Annotated in this window: 19 protein-coding genes; 3 read left to right on the top strand and 16 right to left on the bottom strand. The window is 64.6% G+C overall.

Features of this window, described 5'->3' with window-relative positions; genetic code table 11:
• Positions 1 to 55 precede the first annotated feature (55 nt).
• From G7026_RS05825 to pdxB, 5 genes are all read right to left on the bottom strand, one after another.
• Positions 56 to 1,045, bottom strand: coding sequence for an ABC transporter substrate-binding protein (locus G7026_RS05825; RefSeq protein WP_181069800.1), 990 nt, complete (start codon positions 1,043 to 1,045; stop codon positions 56 to 58).
• Positions 1,046 to 1,220: 175 nt separating this feature from the next.
• Complete coding sequence (gene recR, locus G7026_RS05820; protein ID WP_181069799.1) at positions 1,221 to 1,820, bottom strand: recombination mediator RecR; 600 nt, start codon at positions 1,818 to 1,820, stop codon at positions 1,221 to 1,223.
• 102 nt (positions 1,821 to 1,922) lie between these two features.
• Positions 1,923 to 2,249 carry a YbaB/EbfC family nucleoid-associated protein gene (locus G7026_RS05815; RefSeq protein ID WP_008567825.1) on the bottom strand — a complete coding sequence of 109 codons (327 nt, stop codon included), beginning with the start codon at positions 2,247 to 2,249 and terminating at the stop codon, positions 1,923 to 1,925.
• 22 nt (positions 2,250 to 2,271) lie between these two features.
• Positions 2,272 to 4,350: a DNA polymerase III subunit gamma/tau gene (gene dnaX / locus G7026_RS05810; RefSeq protein WP_181069798.1), complete on the bottom strand. Its 2,079-nt coding sequence runs from the start codon at positions 4,348 to 4,350 to the stop codon at positions 2,272 to 2,274.
• Between the two features lie 103 nt (positions 4,351 to 4,453).
• Entirely contained in the window at positions 4,454 to 5,596 is a 1,143-nt protein-coding gene (gene pdxB, locus G7026_RS05805) for a 4-phosphoerythronate dehydrogenase PdxB (protein ID WP_181069797.1), read from the bottom strand.
• Between the two features lie 62 nt (positions 5,597 to 5,658).
• Here pdxB and G7026_RS05800 point away from each other — a divergent pair, with 62 nt between their 5' ends.
• A complete protein-coding gene (locus G7026_RS05800; protein ID WP_308811760.1) occupies positions 5,659 to 7,104 on the top strand; it encodes an MATE family efflux transporter in 1,446 nt (481 codons plus the stop codon).
• A 7-nt stretch (positions 7,105 to 7,111) separates the two neighbouring features.
• On the opposite strand, the gene G7026_RS05795 is transcribed toward G7026_RS05800, so the two are convergent.
• A complete protein-coding gene (locus G7026_RS05795; protein ID WP_181069795.1) occupies positions 7,112 to 7,867 on the bottom strand; it encodes a sulfite exporter TauE/SafE family protein in 756 nt (251 codons plus the stop codon).
• A gap of 102 nt (positions 7,868 to 7,969) precedes the next feature.
• Between G7026_RS05795 and G7026_RS05790 the strand changes: the two genes are divergently transcribed.
• Positions 7,970 to 8,926, top strand: a complete 957-nt coding sequence (locus G7026_RS05790; RefSeq protein ID WP_181069794.1) for a LysR family transcriptional regulator — start codon at positions 7,970 to 7,972, stop codon at positions 8,924 to 8,926.
• Positions 8,927 to 8,929: 3 nt separating this feature from the next.
• On the opposite strand, the gene G7026_RS05785 is transcribed toward G7026_RS05790, so the two are convergent.
• Together G7026_RS05785 and speE are read right to left on the bottom strand one after the other, a co-directional pair.
• Complete coding sequence (locus G7026_RS05785; protein WP_181069793.1) at positions 8,930 to 9,268, bottom strand: ribonuclease E inhibitor RraB; 339 nt, start codon at positions 9,266 to 9,268, stop codon at positions 8,930 to 8,932.
• Positions 9,269 to 9,522: 254 nt separating this feature from the next.
• A complete protein-coding gene (gene speE, locus G7026_RS05780; RefSeq protein WP_181069792.1) occupies positions 9,523 to 10,383 on the bottom strand; it encodes a polyamine aminopropyltransferase in 861 nt (286 codons plus the stop codon).
• A gap of 159 nt (positions 10,384 to 10,542) precedes the next feature.
• Between speE and G7026_RS05775 the strand changes: the two genes are divergently transcribed.
• Entirely contained in the window at positions 10,543 to 11,424 is an 882-nt protein-coding gene (locus tag G7026_RS05775; RefSeq protein WP_181069791.1) for a DNA-3-methyladenine glycosylase family protein, read from the top strand.
• Position 11,425: 1 nt separating this feature from the next.
• Here the strand turns inward: G7026_RS05775 and G7026_RS05770 are convergent, their stop codons facing one another.
• From G7026_RS05770 to aroC, 8 genes are all read right to left on the bottom strand, one after another.
• Positions 11,426 to 11,878 (bottom strand): histidine phosphatase family protein, encoded by a 453-nt coding sequence (locus G7026_RS05770; RefSeq protein ID WP_181069837.1) that lies wholly within the window; start codon positions 11,876 to 11,878, stop codon positions 11,426 to 11,428.
• 116 nt (positions 11,879 to 11,994) lie between these two features.
• Positions 11,995 to 12,186, bottom strand: coding sequence for a PLDc N-terminal domain-containing protein (locus tag G7026_RS05765; protein ID WP_181069790.1), 192 nt, complete (start codon positions 12,184 to 12,186; stop codon positions 11,995 to 11,997).
• 44 nt (positions 12,187 to 12,230) lie between these two features.
• Positions 12,231 to 12,440, bottom strand: coding sequence for a PLD nuclease N-terminal domain-containing protein (locus tag G7026_RS05760; RefSeq protein WP_138408636.1), 210 nt, complete (start codon positions 12,438 to 12,440; stop codon positions 12,231 to 12,233).
• Between the two features lie 76 nt (positions 12,441 to 12,516).
• Entirely contained in the window at positions 12,517 to 13,200 is a 684-nt protein-coding gene (gene mtnC / locus G7026_RS05755) for an acireductone synthase (protein WP_181069789.1), read from the bottom strand.
• A gap of 71 nt (positions 13,201 to 13,271) precedes the next feature.
• Complete coding sequence (locus G7026_RS05750; RefSeq protein WP_181069788.1) at positions 13,272 to 13,817, bottom strand: 1,2-dihydroxy-3-keto-5-methylthiopentene dioxygenase; 546 nt, start codon at positions 13,815 to 13,817, stop codon at positions 13,272 to 13,274.
• A 66-nt stretch (positions 13,818 to 13,883) separates the two neighbouring features.
• Positions 13,884 to 14,504, bottom strand: a complete 621-nt coding sequence (locus tag G7026_RS05745; RefSeq protein ID WP_181069787.1) for a methylthioribulose 1-phosphate dehydratase — start codon at positions 14,502 to 14,504, stop codon at positions 13,884 to 13,886.
• A complete protein-coding gene (locus G7026_RS05740; protein ID WP_181069786.1) occupies positions 14,501 to 15,652 on the bottom strand; it encodes an MFS transporter in 1,152 nt (383 codons plus the stop codon). The genes G7026_RS05745 and G7026_RS05740 overlap by 4 nt, the downstream gene beginning before the upstream one ends.
• A gap of 49 nt (positions 15,653 to 15,701) precedes the next feature.
• Positions 15,702 to 16,793, bottom strand: coding sequence for a chorismate synthase (gene aroC, locus G7026_RS05735; RefSeq protein WP_181069785.1), 1,092 nt, complete (start codon positions 16,791 to 16,793; stop codon positions 15,702 to 15,704).
• Between the last annotated feature and the right edge of the window lie 72 nt (positions 16,794 to 16,865).

The raw sequence follows: 16,865 nt of genomic DNA, 5'->3' as shown, positions 1-16,865 counted from the left end.
GCGGCGCAGGAAACGCGACCGCCCGGCACCGGGCCGGGCGGTCATGGCGTCATGATCAGAGTTCGCGCGCCTGCTGCCAGGACAGGTCGACGATAGCGCTGGTATCGAACGGCTTGCCGTCGCGAGTCTTGAGCGAACCCTGCTGTTGCAGGATATCGGCCAGCTCCTGGATGCGCGCCAGGTCATCGGCGTCCAGCTTCGGGCTGAACGTCTGGGTAGCGATGGCCTCCTCGATCACCACTTCACGGGGCACTTCGCCGCGTTGCAGCGTCTTGAGCGTCGGTTCGGCGATGAAGTAGTTGGCGATCAGCTTGGCTGCGTCGGCGGGCTGGTTTTCCAGCATCTCGATTGCCTCGCGCTGCGCATCGAGACTCTTCCATACGGCATCCTTGCGCTTGGCGAGAATGTCGCCGGAGGTGATCACCACCATGCAGGGGAACGGCCAGACCTCACCAATCTCGTAGATCTGGCGAACCGGCGCGACCAACTGGGCGATGCGGTCATAAGGCTCGAACAGGAAAGCCGCATCGACCCGACCGGAGACCAGCGACTGCACCGCAACGGCAGGGCTGACACCGAGCACGTTGACATCACCCGGTTGCAGGTTGGCGTCGCGGAAGGTCACGCCGCGCAGAACGGTATCGGCGGTGCTGCCTTCCTTCTGGGAGGCCAGGCTATGACCCTTGAGGTCGGCTACCTCTTTGATATCGGTCGCCTCGCGCGCGACGATTGAGTGATAACCCTGCTGCGCGCCGCCGACGACCTTGAGGTCGGCCCCCTTGGAGGCCCAGGCGACCGCATTGGTGAAGCCCAATACGCCGGTATCGAGCTGGCCGCCGACGATGGCCTTGATCAAATCGGTACCCGAACTGAACTCGATCAGCTCGACGTCCAAGCCGTGCTTCTGATAGAGCCCGGCCTCATGGGCGACCATGGCTTGGGCATCGTCCATCACGCGGATATAACCGACCTTGAATTTCTCCTGGGCCTGAGCGAAGGCGCTGATCAACAGCAGCGCGGGGATCAATAAATTCCGAGCTTTCATTACCAAACCTCCAACATCGGCAGACCGGCGCATATAACCGGAAACATGCAAGATATTCTTTTAAGTTATATACTAAAGAGCACTTATAACTTTACACGAATCAGCTGATGGCCGTCATCCATCCGATCCGGCAATTAGCCATTAATTGCAAGACGACGTGCCGTATTAGCGCGCCCTAGACACTGATTGGCTTGCGACCCGCCAGGGCATGGGCCAGCGTGCCACCGTCCACCAGATCGAGCTCGCCACCCAGCGGCACGCCGTGCGCGATGCGGCTGACCGCCAGGCCTTTGGGGGCGAGCATCTGGGCGATGTAATGGGCGGTCGCCTCACCCTCCACAGTTGGATTGGTGGCAAGAATCACTTCGGCGAACGTGGCATTGGCGACACGCTCGAGCAACTCGGGGATGCCGATGGCCTCAGGGCCCAGCCCATCAAGCGGCGAGAGGTGACCCTTGAGCACGAAATAGCGGCCTCGAAAACCGGTCTGTTCGACGGCGAACACGTCCATCGGGCTCTGCACCACGCATAACAAACTGTCGTCACGCCGAGGGTCGGCACATTGCGGACAGATCTCGTCTTCGCTCAGGGTGCGGCATTGGCGGCAATAACCCACGCCTTCCATCGCCCGCGACAGGGCCTGGGCGAGCCGCAAGCCGCCGCTGCGGTCGCGCTCGAGCATTTGCAGCGCCATGCGCTGGGCACTCTTCTGGCCGACGCCGGGCAGGATGCGCAATGCGTCGATGAGTTGGCGAATCAGGGGGCTGAAGCTCATGGAGGTCTCGAAACGCTGAAATCTAAAAAGCGGAGGCCGCCGGCGTGCACCTGTCCGCGAATGGACAGGGAGCGGCAACTTCCCGCCTGGTTCGTCCGCCGATTAGAACGGCATCTTGAACCCTGGGGGCAACTGCATCCCGGCGGTCATGCCCGCCATCTTTTCCTGGCTGTTCTGCTCGATCTTGCGCACCGCGTCGTTCACCGCTGCGGCGATCAGGTCTTCGAGGATCTCCTTGTCTTCCTGCATCAGGCTGTCGTCGAGACTGACGCGCTTGACGTCGTGTCGGCCGTTCATCACGACGCTGACCAGGCCGGCACCGGACTGGCCAGTGACCTCGGCGTTCGCCAGCTCTTCCTGCATCTTCTGCATCTTTTCCTGCATCTGCTGCGCCTGCTTCATCAGGCCGGCCATGCCACCTTTCATCATGGGTATCACCTCGGAATCAAAATCAGCTTTCGGTGTTTTCTACGGGTTCGATGGTGCCGTCGCGGACCACGGCAGCGAACTGCTGCATCAGCTGCTGGACAACCGGATCGCTCTGGATCGAGCGCTCCGCGGCCCGCTGACGCTCGACACGACGCCTGGCGGCGGCCTGGGCGGGCGTTTCCTGTTGCGGTTCCTTGAGCTCGATGTCCAGCTGCAGGATACGCCCGTGATACTGGTTGAGCGCATCGTTGAAACGACGCTGCTGGGTCGCGTTGAACAGCGCGCTCTGAGCAGGGTCCAGGTGCATCAGCCAGCGATCACCCTCTACGGCCACCAGGGTGCAGTTGGCCGCGATGCTGCCGGTCAGCCCACCCAGACCGAGCTTGGGAAACAGTTCCAGCCACTCGGCGCTCAGCCCGCTGGCAGGCCGAATGGCCAGCGCAGGCTGGGCCGGCGGCTGCGGCTCGGCGATCGGCTCGTCCAGCCCGTCGAGGTAAGCCTCGGCCTGCGCCTCGACTTCGAAATAGTCTTCGTCGGTAATCGGCGGCTCGTCGTCATCGGGCTCATTGACCAGTACCACCGGCGCGTGATGCTCCTCGGCAGCCAGCGACGGCACGTCCGCCACGGCTTCGGGAAGCGCGGCGACCGGCGGCGTGGCAGGCGGCTCTTCCCAGGGCAGATCGGCGATCGGCGGGTTGTCCGAAGGCGCTTCGGCTTCAGCCATTGACGGTGCGGCGCTGGGTTGCGGCTGGGAATGCGGCTCAACGTACGGCTCGCCGTGCGGCTCCGGTTGCGCAGCGGGCACGCTCGGAACGGACCCGACCGGCTCGGCGACTGGCGGCGTGGCAGGCACATTCGCGGGTGTCTGCGGCGCCGGGGCTGCGACTGCTGGCCCCGCTGGAACGACAGGAGCGACCGGCGGCGGACTAACCGTACCGGCCACCTGACGCGAGGAATCAGTCGTGGCCGGGCTGATTCCTGCTGTCTTTAGCGATGTTCGAGGCGCATCGTCGCTGTCGGCCGGGCGGAACGCCAACATGCGCAGCAGCACCATTTCGAAACCGCTGCGCGGCTCCGGAGCGAGCGGCAGGTCGCGCCTCCCGATAAGGCCCATCTGGTAGTAGAACTGCACGTCTTCGGCCGGCAAAGCCTGGGCAAGCGCCAGCACCCGGTCGCGATCGCCCTGGCCATTGTCGACCGCCTCGGGCAGTGCCTGGGCAATGGCCACGCGGTGCAGGACGTTGAGCATCTCGGTGAGCACGCCCGACCAGTCGGGCCCTTGTTCGGCAAGATGGCGCACCGCCTCGAGCATCGCTCGAGCATCGCCTTCGAGCAGCGCCTGCAGCACGCCATAGACCTGCCCGTGATCGAGCGTCCCGAGCATTGCACGCACATCGGCGGCCATCACCCGCCCTTCGCCAAAGGCGATGGCCTGATCGGTCAGGCTCATGGCGTCGCGCATCGAGCCGTCAGCCGCACGGCCCAGCAGCCAGAGCGCATCTTCTTCGAACGGCACCTGCTCTTCGCCGAGCACGTGGGTCAGGTGCTCGACCACCCGCTCGGGCGGCATGTTCTTCAGCGAGAACTGCAGACAGCGCGAAAGGATCGTCACTGGCAGCTTCTGCGGGTCGGTGGTGGCCAGCAGGAACTTGACGTGCGGCGGCGGCTCTTCGAGGGTCTTGAGCAGCGCGTTGAACGAGTGCGACGAGAGCATGTGCACTTCGTCGATCAGGTAGACCTTGTAGCGACCACGGCTGGGCGCGTACTGCACGTTGTCGAGCAGTTCGCGGGTGTCCTCGACCTTGGTGCGGCTCGCCGCGTCCACTTCGATCAGGTCGACGAAGCGCCCCTCATCGATCTCCCGGCAGACCGAGCACTGCCCACAGGGCGTCGAGCTGACACCCCTCTCGCAGTTGAGGCATTTGGCGATGATCCGCGCGATGGTGGTCTTGCCGACCCCGCGGGTACCGGTGAACAGATAGGCGTGGTGCAGCCGCTGGTTGTCCAGCGCGTTGATCAGAGCCCGCAGCACATGCGTCTGTCCGACCATTTCGCGGAACGATCGCGGACGCCATTTACGGGCAAGCACCTGATAACTCATAACACCATCGCGAGCTGAAGCGGAGGACTGGTTATGCTAGCGGAGCAGGCGCCAAATTGCATCCGATCTGAGCCCGACTGCCCGGGCGCCAATCAGCGCCACGCTAGATCAGCGAAGCGCCCAGCGCCCGCACGATTCGCTCGAGAGCCGGATTGTCGCCGTCGATGTGCACCTGCAACCCGTCGATTTCGCGCCTGACCGGATAACGCTTGCGTAGCTCGTCGAAGGCGGCCCGGCGGCTGGCCTCGTCGCCGGACAGGCTACGGCGAAAATCGGCGTCGTCACGGCGCGGGTCATAGACCGCTCGGCATAGTGTGGACAGAGCAGATAGCGGCTCGGCACTGGCGGCGAAGCTCAGACCCTGCAGCCCAGGCGGCGGCATCAATCTGTCCAGGCTAGCGCCAGGCGCCAGGCTACGGGCAGCGCAGAACGCCTGGTGAATCTGCGCAGTACCGCGCAGCTTGCCTTCGAGGCTGTAGCCGGCGATATGCGGCGTGGCGATCAGGCAATGCCTGGCCAACTCGACATCGACCTGCGGCTCACCTTCCCAGACGTCCAGCACCACCTGCAGGTCTGCGCCACCTTCGAGCTTGCGCAGCAGCGCCGCATTGTCGACCACCGCGCCGCGACTGGCGTTGATCAGCCAGGTGCCCGGCTCGAGGCGGCCCAGTTCGGCGTCACTGATCAGGTGAAAGGTAGCGAACGCACCCTCGGCCTCGAGCGGCGTGTGCAGACTGATGACATCGCACTCGGCCAGCAACTGCTCGAGAGCCACGAAATCGCCCGTTTCACGGACAGCCCGCGGCGGATCGCAGACCTGCACCGACCAACCCAGACCGCGCAAGACCTCTACCAGGCGGCCTCCGACCTCGCCGGCGCCGACTACGCCGTAACGGCGCGAGGCCGGGTCCACTCCGCTGCGCTCTGCCAGCGCGAGGATACTGCCGAGTACATAGTCCACGACACCGCGGGCGTTGCAGCCGGGCGCGCTTGCCCAGTCGATCCCGACCTGCTCGAAGTAATCCAGATCTAGGTGATCGGTGCCGATGGTGCAGGTACCGACGAAGCGCACCGCCGAGTCCTTCAACAACTCGTGATCGACCCGCGTTACCGAGCGGACCAGCAGCACATCGGTGTGTTCGACGGCGGCGCGATTGATTGCCCGCCCGGGCATGCGCCGGATCTCCCCCAGCTCGGCGAAGAAGGCGTCGACCAAGGGAATGTTTTCGTCGGCGAGAATACGCATGCGCAGCTCCTGCGGGGGTCGGCTGGTCATTCTAGCAAAGGCATCACGGCCGCTTTCGGGTCATTGCGCCGGCGCGTAGACTTGCCGTCCATTTTGTATACAACCGGAAAACCGCAATGCCCACGCAGCCCCGACTCGGGCGTGTACTCAGCGAACTGCGTACCCTCTTCGCCCTTGCCTTCCCCATCATGATCGCCCAACTGGCACATACCGCCATGGGCTTCGTCGATACCGTGATGGCCGGCCGCGTCAGCGCGTCGGACCTCGCCGCCGTGGCGCTCGGCAATTCCCTCTGGGTTCCGATGTTCCTGCTGATGACGGGCACCATCCTTGCGACCACGCCAAACGTGGCCCAGCGTTTCGGCGCCAACCAGCAGGAGCAGATCGGTCCACTGGTGCGCCAGGCGATGTGGATGGGGCTTGGCGTGGGCGCGCTCTGTGCGGTGGCGCTCTGGAACGCCGGTCCGATCCTGGGCCTCATGCAGGTCGACCCGGCACTTATCGACCCTTCGATCGCCTACCTCCGTGCCGTCGCCTGCGGCTTCCCCGCGGTCGCGCTGTATCAGGTGTTGCGCTGCTTCAGCGATGGGATCGGACGGACCCTGCCGGCCATGAAGATCGGCATCTTCGGGCTGCTGCTCAACATCCCTCTTAACTACATCTTCATCTACGGCAAGCTCGGGCTGCCGGCCATGGGTGGGGTCGGCTGCGGCTGGGCCACCGCGATCGTCATGTGCTGCATGTTCCTGGGCATGCTGTTTCATGTCAGCCGTGAAGAGCACTATCGAGCCAGTGCGCTTTTCTTGCGCTTCGAATGGCCACGAAGGGAGCCGATCGCGCGCCTGCTATCGGTCGGAGTACCTATCGGCGTTGCAGTGTTCGCCGAAGCCAGCATTTTCTCGGTCATCGCGCTGCTGATCGGTGGCCTCGGCGCCGAAGTCGTGGCGGGCCATCAGATCGCGCTCAATTTTACCTCGCTGATCTTCATGATCCCTTTGTCGCTGGGCATCGCCATCACCGTCAGAGTTGGCCAATCGCTGGGGCGCGGCGCGCCACGCGATGCGCGCTTCGTCGCCGGCGTGGGCATTGGCGCCGCGCTGATCTACGCGTGCTTTTCGGCGAGTTCGATGCTCTTGCTCAACGAGCAGATCCCCCGCTTCTACACGGCGGATCCGGCGGTTATCGCGGTAGCGGCCAGTCTGTTCTACTACGCCGCGCTGTTCCAGTTCTCGGACGTGGTGCAGGTCACTGCCGCCAGCGCCCTGCGCGGTTACCAGGACACCCGCATGACCATGGTCTTCACTCTGTTCGCCTACTGGGGAATCGGCCTGCCCATCGGTTACCTGTTGGGCCTGACCGACTGGATGGGCGAGCCGAGCGGACCTAAAGGCCTCTGGCAGGGCCTGATCGCCGGGCTCAGCTGTGCGGCGATCCTGCTTGGCATCCGGCTGGCCCGGAGCGCCAGGCGGGAAATCCACCGCGCCCGCAGAGCTCGCGTCGAGGACTGAGAGGCCCTCAGCCCTTGTAGGCGAGCAGCAGCGCGCTTGCCACCAGGAACCCGCTGAACAGGACGCGCAGCAAGCGCTCGGGCAGCGCGTGGGCCAGCCGAACGCCAAGACTGATGCTAAGCAGACCGCCCAGGGCCAGTGGCAACCCGAGCCACCAGTCGACCTGCCCGTGCATCGCGTAGGTCGCCAGCGTCACGCCGGTGCTCGGAGCCGCCAGCGCCAGCGACAGCCCCTGGGCGACGACCTGGCTGGTGCCGAACACGCCGGTCAGAATGGGCGTGGCAAGCACCGCACCGCCGACGCCGAACAGCCCGCCCAGCGAGCCCGCGCCTGCGCCCAGCAGGCCGAGCCAGGGCCAGGGATGCCTCAACTCCGTACCGCCAGGTTGTTGGCGCAGGAAGGCTCGCAGCAATGTGTAGGCCGCCAGCGCCAGCAGAAAGCCGACGAAAGCCATGCGCATACGGCCTGCATCCAGCGACACGGCGACCGCTGCGCCGATGATCGCGAAGGCGAAACTGCTGACCGCCAGGGCGCCCGCGTGACGAATGTCGATGCGGTTGCGCTGGTGATACCGCCACACTGCCAGCAGCACGTTGGGCACCACCATCACCAGCGCAGTCCCCTGGGCCAGTTGCTGATCGAGGCCGAACAGTACACCCAGCACGGGAATAGCGATCAACCCGCCACCGATGCCGAACAGCCCTCCCAACGTACCCAGCACCAGACCCAGGACGACGTCCAGCGCGAACTCCATGATCGACATGCCACACTCCGTCAACGAAAGGCGACATGCTACGGCCCTCGGACTGGCAGCGAAACGCATAGCCACGCACAATGGCTATGCATAAAACGCAAAGAGCCAACGATGCAACCAGACAACCTGTCCGATCAACTGAGCCTGTTTCTCGCGGTACTGGAAAGCGGAAGCTTTTCCAGCGCGGCCCGTCAACAGGGGCTTACGCCCTCTTCCGTCTCGCGGCGCATCGATGCGCTGGAGGCGACGCTCGGCTGCCGGCTGGTCAGTCGCACCACCCATGCGGTACGGCCGACCGCCGCGGGCTTGGCGTTTGCCGAACGCGCCCGGCGCATCCTTCAGGAGCTGCAACTGGCGCGGGCCGAGGCCGCTGCCCATGGCAACTCGCCGGAAGGCCGTATCCGCATCGACGCCCCGGCGCCCTTCGGCAGGCGATACCTGGCACCGGCATTGGCTGAATTCCTCCAGGCCTACCCGGGCGTCGATATCCAGCTGCGCCTGATCGACAGCTTTATCGATCTGCAGGGCGAGCATTTGGGCGAGGTCGATCTGGTACTGCGTATCGGCCCGCTGGCCGACACCCGACTGGTGGCCACGCCTCTGGCGCCGATGATTCGAGTGGTATGCGCGAGCCCTGACTATCTGCAACGCCGCGGAGTACCGCTGACTCCGGCGGAGCTGCCTGAGCATGACGGACTGGACTGGGACAGCCCGGCCCCGCCGCATGCCTGGCGTTTCGAGCATGAAGGGCGCAGCCGCCTGCTGCGACCCCGGCGGTTGCGCATGGTGGCCAACAACGCCGAGGCGTTGCTTTCCGGCGCACGCGCCGGACTTGGCATCGCGCATCTGCCGACCTGGCTGATCAGTGACCATCTGCAGGCCGGGGAGCTGCAAGCCCTGTTCTGCGAAAACGGCCTGCCCTCGCCGGAACCGAGCGGCATCTACGCGCTGCGCCTGACCCGCGAAGCCGATTCGCGGACTCGCCTGCTGCTGGAGTTTCTGAAAAGTCGATTCGGCCCGACCGCCCCCTGGGATCTGGCGCTGCAGGGCCGTTTCGGAGAACGCTGACGATCAGGCTTCGACGTTGATTTCCTGAGTCACGCCCCAGCCATCGAGCACACCACCCAGGGGCTCCACCAGCTCTTCGAGGTCCTGTTCGAAGTCGTCGATGCCGTTGTGGGTGGCGTACATCACCTTGCTGACCTGCAGGCTCCAGGCACCATCGTCCCGGGCCGATATCTGCGCATTGGTGGACTCGCCGCGAAACTTGCTCGCAGCCAAACGTGCGCAACCTTCGTCGGGAAAGATGGCGTAGAACTCGATGGGGTGAACCCGGGCAAAATCGAATCCACCCTCCTTCATTCTCCGCAATACGCTGCTGCTGATGTCCTCTTGGAAGGTAGTACTCATGATCAACCTCCTCGGGCATTTGCTAGTGCGAACTCCCTGACTGTATGCCAGCCGCCGGCAACTGTCGCCTGACATCCACTATGGAGGCCAACAGCGATCCGTTATTGCGGGCAAGCCAGTGAGCCTACGTATCAGTTCTGAGAGCCGCCGGCGGGAGGAGTTCGAACGAAGCGCGCCGGGATAGCCTGCGCGCCTGGCCTGGAGGAGACTCTGGCGGGCCGGCTGCGGGGCCTGGGGAGCCCCGCGAGGAGGGGTCAGCTGTTGCTGGACTTGTTGATGGCCTGCAAGACGTATTGCGGCAGGGCGAAAGCACCCAGATGGATTTCCGGGTTGTAATACCGGGTAACGATTGCGCTACCGGCGAACCGTTGCTTGAGCACGTCGAGCGGCAGCTTGCGCGTCTGGCTGTCGCACGCGCCCCAGGCAAAGGTCATGGCACCCCCGATGTAGGTCGGCACCGCCGCCTGATAGAAATGCCAGTCGGCGAACAGACCATTCATTCTGTTGGCGGTGGTCTTCACCTCGGACAACTGCATGAAGGGCGTACCGTTCTGGGTCACCAGGATCCCGCCGTCGGCCAGGCAGCGGCGGCAGGCCTGGTAGAAGTTTTCCGAGAACAGCACTTCGCCCGGGCCGATGGGGTCGGTGGAATCGGAGATGATCACATCGAACTTCTGGTCGGTCGTGGCGACGAAACGCATGCCATCGTCGATCACCAGGTTCAGTCGCGGATCATCGAACGCGCCGCGGGAATGATTGGGCAGGAAGGTCTTGCACATGTCCACCACCGTGCCGTCGATCTCGACCATGGTGATGTGCTCGACACTGTCGTGCTTGGCGACCTCGCGCAGCATGCCGCCGTCGCCGCCGCCGATGATCAGCACCCGCCGCGCCAGCCCGTGGGCGAGGATCGGCATGTGGGTGAGCATCTCGTGGTAGATGAACTCGTCGGCCTCGGTGGTCTGGATCACACCATCGAGCGCCATGACGCGCCCCATGCGGGCGTTCTCGAAGATCACCAGATGCTGGTGTTCGGTGCGCACCTCGTGCAGCAGCCGGTCCATGCGAAACCGCTGGCCGTAACCCTCGTAGAGAGTTTCCTGATAGTCGCTCATGGGGTCGATCTCCGCTGGCTGACGATGGAGGGCGACGCATCCGGCCGCCCTGGAAAAGGGCCGCGCATTCTACGTCGCCTTCAAGGACAGGTGAAACCTTGCCGCTTTGAAAGCACTAACCGACGCGACAGCGACCTTCCAAGCGAATATCGTCTACACATGAGTGAACCGATCGTCATACATCTGCCCTATTGCCCGCCATGGGAATGGGGGCAATTCCATGAGCATTTCGCCCTGCGTCTGCTGCCGGGCGTCGAGGCGCTGGAGCAAGAGCGCTACAGCCGCAACTTCCGCCTGGCCGAGGTCCGCGGCTGGTTCAGCGTGCGACCACTGCCCGAACGGGACGCCCTGGAGCTGACCCTGAGCGCTTCGGCCGCCGGCGTGCGCGAGCCTCTGGCCGCGCACGTGCGCAAGATGTTCGATCTCGATACCGAGCCGCAGACGCTGCTCCGGCACTTCGCCCAGGACGACGCGATCGGCCCCCTGATAGCCGCCAAACCGTCGCTGCGTCTTCCGGCGGCGTTCGACCCGTTCGAGCAGGCGGTTCGGGCGATCATCAACCAGCAGGTTTCGATCAAGGCGGCGGTCACCATCACCCGTCGCCTCGTCGAGCGGCTTGGCGAACCCCAGCACGACCCAGCGATGCCGATGCTGGACCGGCTGTTCCCGACCCCCGAAGCTATCGCCAGCGCGACGCTCGACGCCATCGGCATGCCCGCCAAACGGCTGGCCGCGCTGCAGCGTTTCGCCGCCAGCGTCGCCCAGGGCGCGCTTGAACTGCATGTCGAAGACGGTGCCGATGCGCTGGTGGCCCGCCTGTGCGAACTCCCCGGCATCGGTCCCTGGACGGCGCAGTACATCGCCCTGCGCGGCTTCGGCGAAGCGGATGCCTTTCCGGCCGCGGACCTGGGCCTGCTCAAAGCGCCGACCTGGGGTCCGGATGGCATCGGCGCCAAGGCCCTGGCCAAGCGCGCCGATGCCTGGCGCCCCTGGCGCGCCTATGCCGCGATTCATCTATGGCGCAACTACGCAGGACGATGATTCAGGGCGTTGGCACGCGCGCCAGGACCCGCACCGGATCGGCCAACGGCAGCTCGATGATGGCGGCTTCCCCGGAGCGCGGGAAGATTCCGGTCAGTGCGGTGAAGTTGATCTGATGGGTGACCAGCACCAGCGGGTCGCCAGGCGGCATTGCTGCGAGATCACGCCGCAGGGTGGCGACATGAGCGTCACTGCGGTGACTGTCGGAAATGAACGAGTCGAGAGACGGTAGCGGCCGAACCTCGCCAAGCGCCATTTCCCGTGCGGTATCCAGCGCGCGACACCAGCGGCTGCTGAACAACCGTACACGGGTGATGCCCCGGGCGCGCAACGACTCGCCCCAGCGCTGCGCCTCGGCACGGCCGCGCGAATCGATGTTGCGCTGTGTGCTGCAATCGGCCAGGACAAAGCCCGCGGGGTCACCCAGGCCCGGCGCAGTCGCATGGCGCATCATCAACAACGCCCTCCCTTCGCGCAGTGCCTCCCAAGCCAAGTCGTCGGCCCATGCCAAGGGTGCAAATGCCAGTAAAACCGTTAGCCAGAACCCGTCGTGTCGGCGCCCGGACACGACTAGAGCCTCACCTTTCCAAGCGGCCCGGCAGCCCAGGCCCACATGATGATGCCGACGACCGGCAACACGATGATCACGACAGACCAGACGAGCTTGCGGCCCGGTTCGATACCGCTACGCAACACGAAAAACAGCGCAACGACATCGAGGATCGCGACCAGCACCATCAGGACCGTGCTCAAGGTATCCATCGCGCACCCGCGTCAGAGTGCCCCGCAAAGCGGGGCAACAGGTGTCAGGGTCGAAGCTGGCCGGCATCGCCGTTGCGGTTCCCGCGCGGGCCCATGATGCCCCAGATGATCAGACCCAGAACCGGCAGGATCACGATCAGCAGCACCCAGAGAATCTTCTTGCCGGTCTCGCTGTCGCTGCGCAGCACGCTGACGATGGCCCAGATATCCAGAAGAAGAATGATCAGGCCGAAAATTCCGCCAAAGGCATCCATGAGGTCGCTCCTGTTTCAGATAGGTTCCTAATTTAGGATGCCAGGGCGGGAGCAGGGTTCAGTCCACGCAGAGGGCTCAGTAGACCGAGAGGTCGATATCGTCGAACGACGCGACGACCGGGTGTTCGGGCAGCTCGGCGCCGTCCCGGGACAGCCCGCAGGTGCGCATGCCAGAGGCTCGGGCGGCATCGAGCTCTTGCACCACGTCGGAAAGGAACAGGATCTGCTCAGCCGGCAACCCGACCGCACGAGCGATACGCTCGTAGGCCTCGGGCTCGCGCTTGTTGCCCGTGGTGGTATCGAAGAAATCGGTGAACAGCGGTGTCAGGTCGCCTGCCTCGGAGCAGCCGAAGATCAGCTTCTGCGCCTGAACCGAACCGGACGAATAGACGTAGAGCCGATAGCCGTCCTCGTGCCAGCGTCGAAGCGCAGCGACCGCATCGGGATACACGTGCCCCTTGAGCTGACCGGCCCGATAGCCCTTCGCCCAGACCATCCCCTGCAGCGCCTTGAGGGGCGTCGCCTTGCGATCGGCCGCGATCCACTCCAGCAGGATCTCGATAAGACGCTCGGTACTGGCGTCCTGCTCGCCACTTTCCTGGCGCACGGCGTCGAGCTGCGCGGCCACGTCGGGCTGGCTGGCATAGGTCCGCACGAAGGTTGGCAGATGCTTTTTCGCGTAGGGAAACAGCACATCGAAGACGAAGCTGACGGCGCTGGTGGTGCCCTCGATGTCGGTAAGGATCGCTTTGATGGTCATGGCGTTTCCGATGGTGCGGCGGCAGCCGGGTTGAAGGCCGGCGACCGCAGATGCGGCCGCCGTCGTGGAGGTCAGTCTTCCAGGCGCGGGAAGCGGCTGGCGATGTCTTCGCCGGTGAAGTTCGCAACCCAGCCTTCCGGATTGTTGAACAGGCGGATGGCGACGAAATGTGGGTTTTCCCCCATGTCGAACCAGTGCGGCGTGCCGGCCGGGACCGAGATCAGGTCATTCTTCTCGCACAGCACCGCGTAGACATAGTCATCGATGTGCAGGGTGAACAGCCCACGGCCCGCCACGAAAAAACGCACCTCGTCCTCGGCGTGGCGGTGCTCGTCGAGAAACTTGGCGCGCAGTTCGGCTTTCTGCGGATGATCGCGATCGAGGCTGATCACGTCGACCGTGACGTAACCGCGCTCGGCCTTGAGCCGCTCGATCTGCGTCCGGTAGGCGGCAATGACCTCCTCCTGGGACGCACCGGCTGCCACCGGAACGCTCGCCTCCCAGCGCTCGAAGCGCACGCCGACTTCGGCCAGCGTGGCGGCGATGTCCTCGGCATGGGTCAAGACCTTGTTCGGCAGTTCGGGCGATGCCTGGTGATAAACGCTCAGTGTGCTCATGGTTGATTTCCGCTCGGGTTTCTGGCCGGGACGCGTGGCGCCTCGCGGCATGTGTCAGGGATGTAATCAGTTCCGCTGCAACGCGCGCACGGCGAGCTCGCACTCGAAGAGAAATTCGAAGGCTTCGATCTGCCGCAGCGCGTCGCTCATCTGCGCCCCCCAGGTGTAGAGGCCGTGGCCGCGAATCAGGTAGCCGACACAGTCGGGATGCGCCTCGAGCCAGGGCTGGATGCGCCCGGCCAGGCGGGCAATGTCCTGATCGTTGTCGAAGATCGGCACCAGCACCTGGCTCTCGTGGGTCGAGACGCCAGAAAAGGCCTTCTGCAGTTCGTAATCGGCAAATACCAGCGAGTCGCTGAGGCTGATCCTCGACAGGACCGTCGCATTCACCGAATGGGTATGCAGCACCGCGCCGATATCCGGCTTCCAAGCGTACAGCTGGGTGTGCAGCAGGGTTTCGGCCGAAGGTTTCTTGCCAGGCTCGAGGCTCTGGCCCTGCATGTCAACCGCGAGCAAATCGTCAATGCCGAGTTCGCCCTTGTGCTTGCCCGACACCGTCAGCAGCGCCTCGGTGCCGCTCAGGCGCGCCGAGTAGTTACTGCTGGTGGCGGGCGACCAGCCGCGGCTGTAGAGAAAGCGCCCCGCCTCGATGATGGCGCGGGAAAGGGATTCACGTGTGGCAGTCATGCCCGGTCCTCTTGCAACGGGATGGCAATGATAACGGCTGCGGCCAGCGCCGCCAGGCTGGCGATGGCAAAGGTCCAGACCGGGCCGAGACTAGTCCAGCTGTAACCCGAGTACAACGCGCCGAGCGCGCCACCGATGCCGGCCAGCGAGGCGTACAGCGCCTGGCCCTGACCCTGCTGTCGATGCCCGAAGCTGTGCTGGACGAAATGGATGGCCGCCGCATGGAAACTGCCGAACGTGGCGGCATGCATCAGCTGTGCGATCAGCAACACCGTCAGATTCTCGGCCAGGGCGCCGAGCAGCAACCAGCGCAACGCCGCGAGCAGAAAGCTCGCCATCAGCACCTGGCGCAGACTGAAGCGCGCCAGTATCGGCATCATCACCAGGAATAGCAGCACCTCGGCGACCACCCCGAGGCTCCACAACAGGCCGATGGTGGTACGCGGGTAACCGAGGCTTTCAAGATGGATGCTGAAAAAGGTGTAGTACGGGCCATGGGACAACTGCATCAGACCGACGGCCAGGTAGAACGCCAGTACTGGCTTGCGAAACAGCTGACGCAGAAAGCCACCCTCACCGGGCCGCTCGTCACGCTGCTGCGGCTGGGCGTTGGGCACCCAGACACTGCTGACGACGATGCCGGCCATGATCACGACGATCGCCAGCGGGTAGATGCCCAGGCCGAAACGGTCGAACAGGACGCCCAACCCGACCACAGCCAGGATGAAGCCGATGCTGCCCCACAAACGGATCTGGCTGTAGCGCGACGCCTGATCGCGCAGGTGCGCCAACGTGATGACTTCGAACTGCGGCAGCACGGCATGCCAGAAGAACGCATGCAGGGCCATCACCAGCGCCAGCCATGCGTAGCTCTTGCTGTAAAAGATCAGCGCGAAGGAAACCAGCGTACAGATCGCGCCGATGCGCACGATCACCAGGCGCTGGCCGGTACGGTCGCCCAGCCAGCCCCACAGGTTCGGCGCAAGGCAGCGCATCAGCATGGGGATGGCGACAAGCTCGCCGATCCGCTCGGGGGCGAACCCCAGGTGATCGAAATAAAGCCCGAGGAATGGCGCCGTCGCGCCCAGCAGGGCGAAATAGAACAGGTAGAAGCCAGACAGGCGCCAGTAAGGCAATGCGTTACTCATGTCGGATCACGCACAGGAGCGCGCGCAGTCGTCGCCACGGGTCGATATCTCAAAGCTGTGGCAATACCGGCGTGTCGACCTGCACATCGGCGTTCTGTCCACGGTTACGCAGCAGGTGGTCGAGCAGGACGATGGCCATCATCGCCTCGGCGATCGGCGTGGCGCGGATGCCGACGCAGGGATCGTGACGTCCCTTGGTGATGACGTCCGACGCGCTGCCGTCGATGCTGATCGAGCGGCCCGGGGTGGTGATGCTGGAGGTGGGCTTGAGCGCCAGGTGCGCAACGATCGGCTGGCCGCTGGAGATACCGCCGAGGATGCCGCCGGCATTGTTGGAGAGAAAGCCTTCGGGCGTCAGCTCGTCGCGATGCTCGGTGCCACGCTGCGCGACCGAGGCGAAGCCGACGCCGATCTCGACGCCCTTCACCGCGTTGATGCTCATCAGCGCATGGGCGAGGTCCGCATCGAGGCGATCGAAAATCGGCTCGCCAAGGCCCGGCGGCACGCCTTCGGCGATCACTGTGATCTTCGCGCCCACCGAGTCCTGGTCACGGCGCAGCTGATCCATGTAGGCCTCAAGCTCCGCAACTTTTTCCGGGTCGGGACTGAAGAAGGCGTTCTGCTCCACGCTGTCCCAGCCCTTGAAGGCGATCTCGATCGGCCCGAGCTGGCTCATGTAGCCACGCACCTGGATGCCCAGCTTCGCCAGATACTTCTTGGCGATGGCCCCGGCGGCCACACGCATGGCGGTTTCGCGTGCCGAACTACGGCCGCCGCCGCGGTAGTCGCGCACGCCATACTTGTGGTGATAGGTGTAATCGGCGTGAGCCGGACGGAAGACGTGCTTGATCGCCGAGTAGTCCTTGGACTTCTGGTCGGTGTTGCGAATCAGCAGGCCGATCGGCGTGCCGGTCGTGCGGCCCTCGAACACCCCGGAAAGGATCTCGACCTCGTCGGCCTCCTGGCGCTGGGTGGTATGACGGCTGGTGCCCGGCTTGCGCCGGTCGAGGTCGCGCTGCAGGTCGGCGCTGCTCAGCTCGAGGCCAGGCGGGCATCCATCGACGATGGCCACCAGTGCCGGACCATGGCTTTCACCAGCGGTGGTGACGGTGAACAGTTTGCCGAAAGTATTGCCGGACATGCACGACGCTCCGCGAACGACCTCGAGAAAGGGCCGGCAGTATACCTGAGCCGACCAGTGTTTCGCTGTTGC

Origin of the sequence: Stutzerimonas azotifigens (assembly GCF_013522725.1) — a bacterium.
Classification (GTDB): Bacteria; Pseudomonadota; Gammaproteobacteria; order Pseudomonadales; family Pseudomonadaceae; genus Stutzerimonas; species Stutzerimonas azotifigens_A.
The sequence above is the reverse complement of the archived record's forward strand: the minus strand, read 5'-3'. Positions and strand labels throughout refer to the sequence as shown.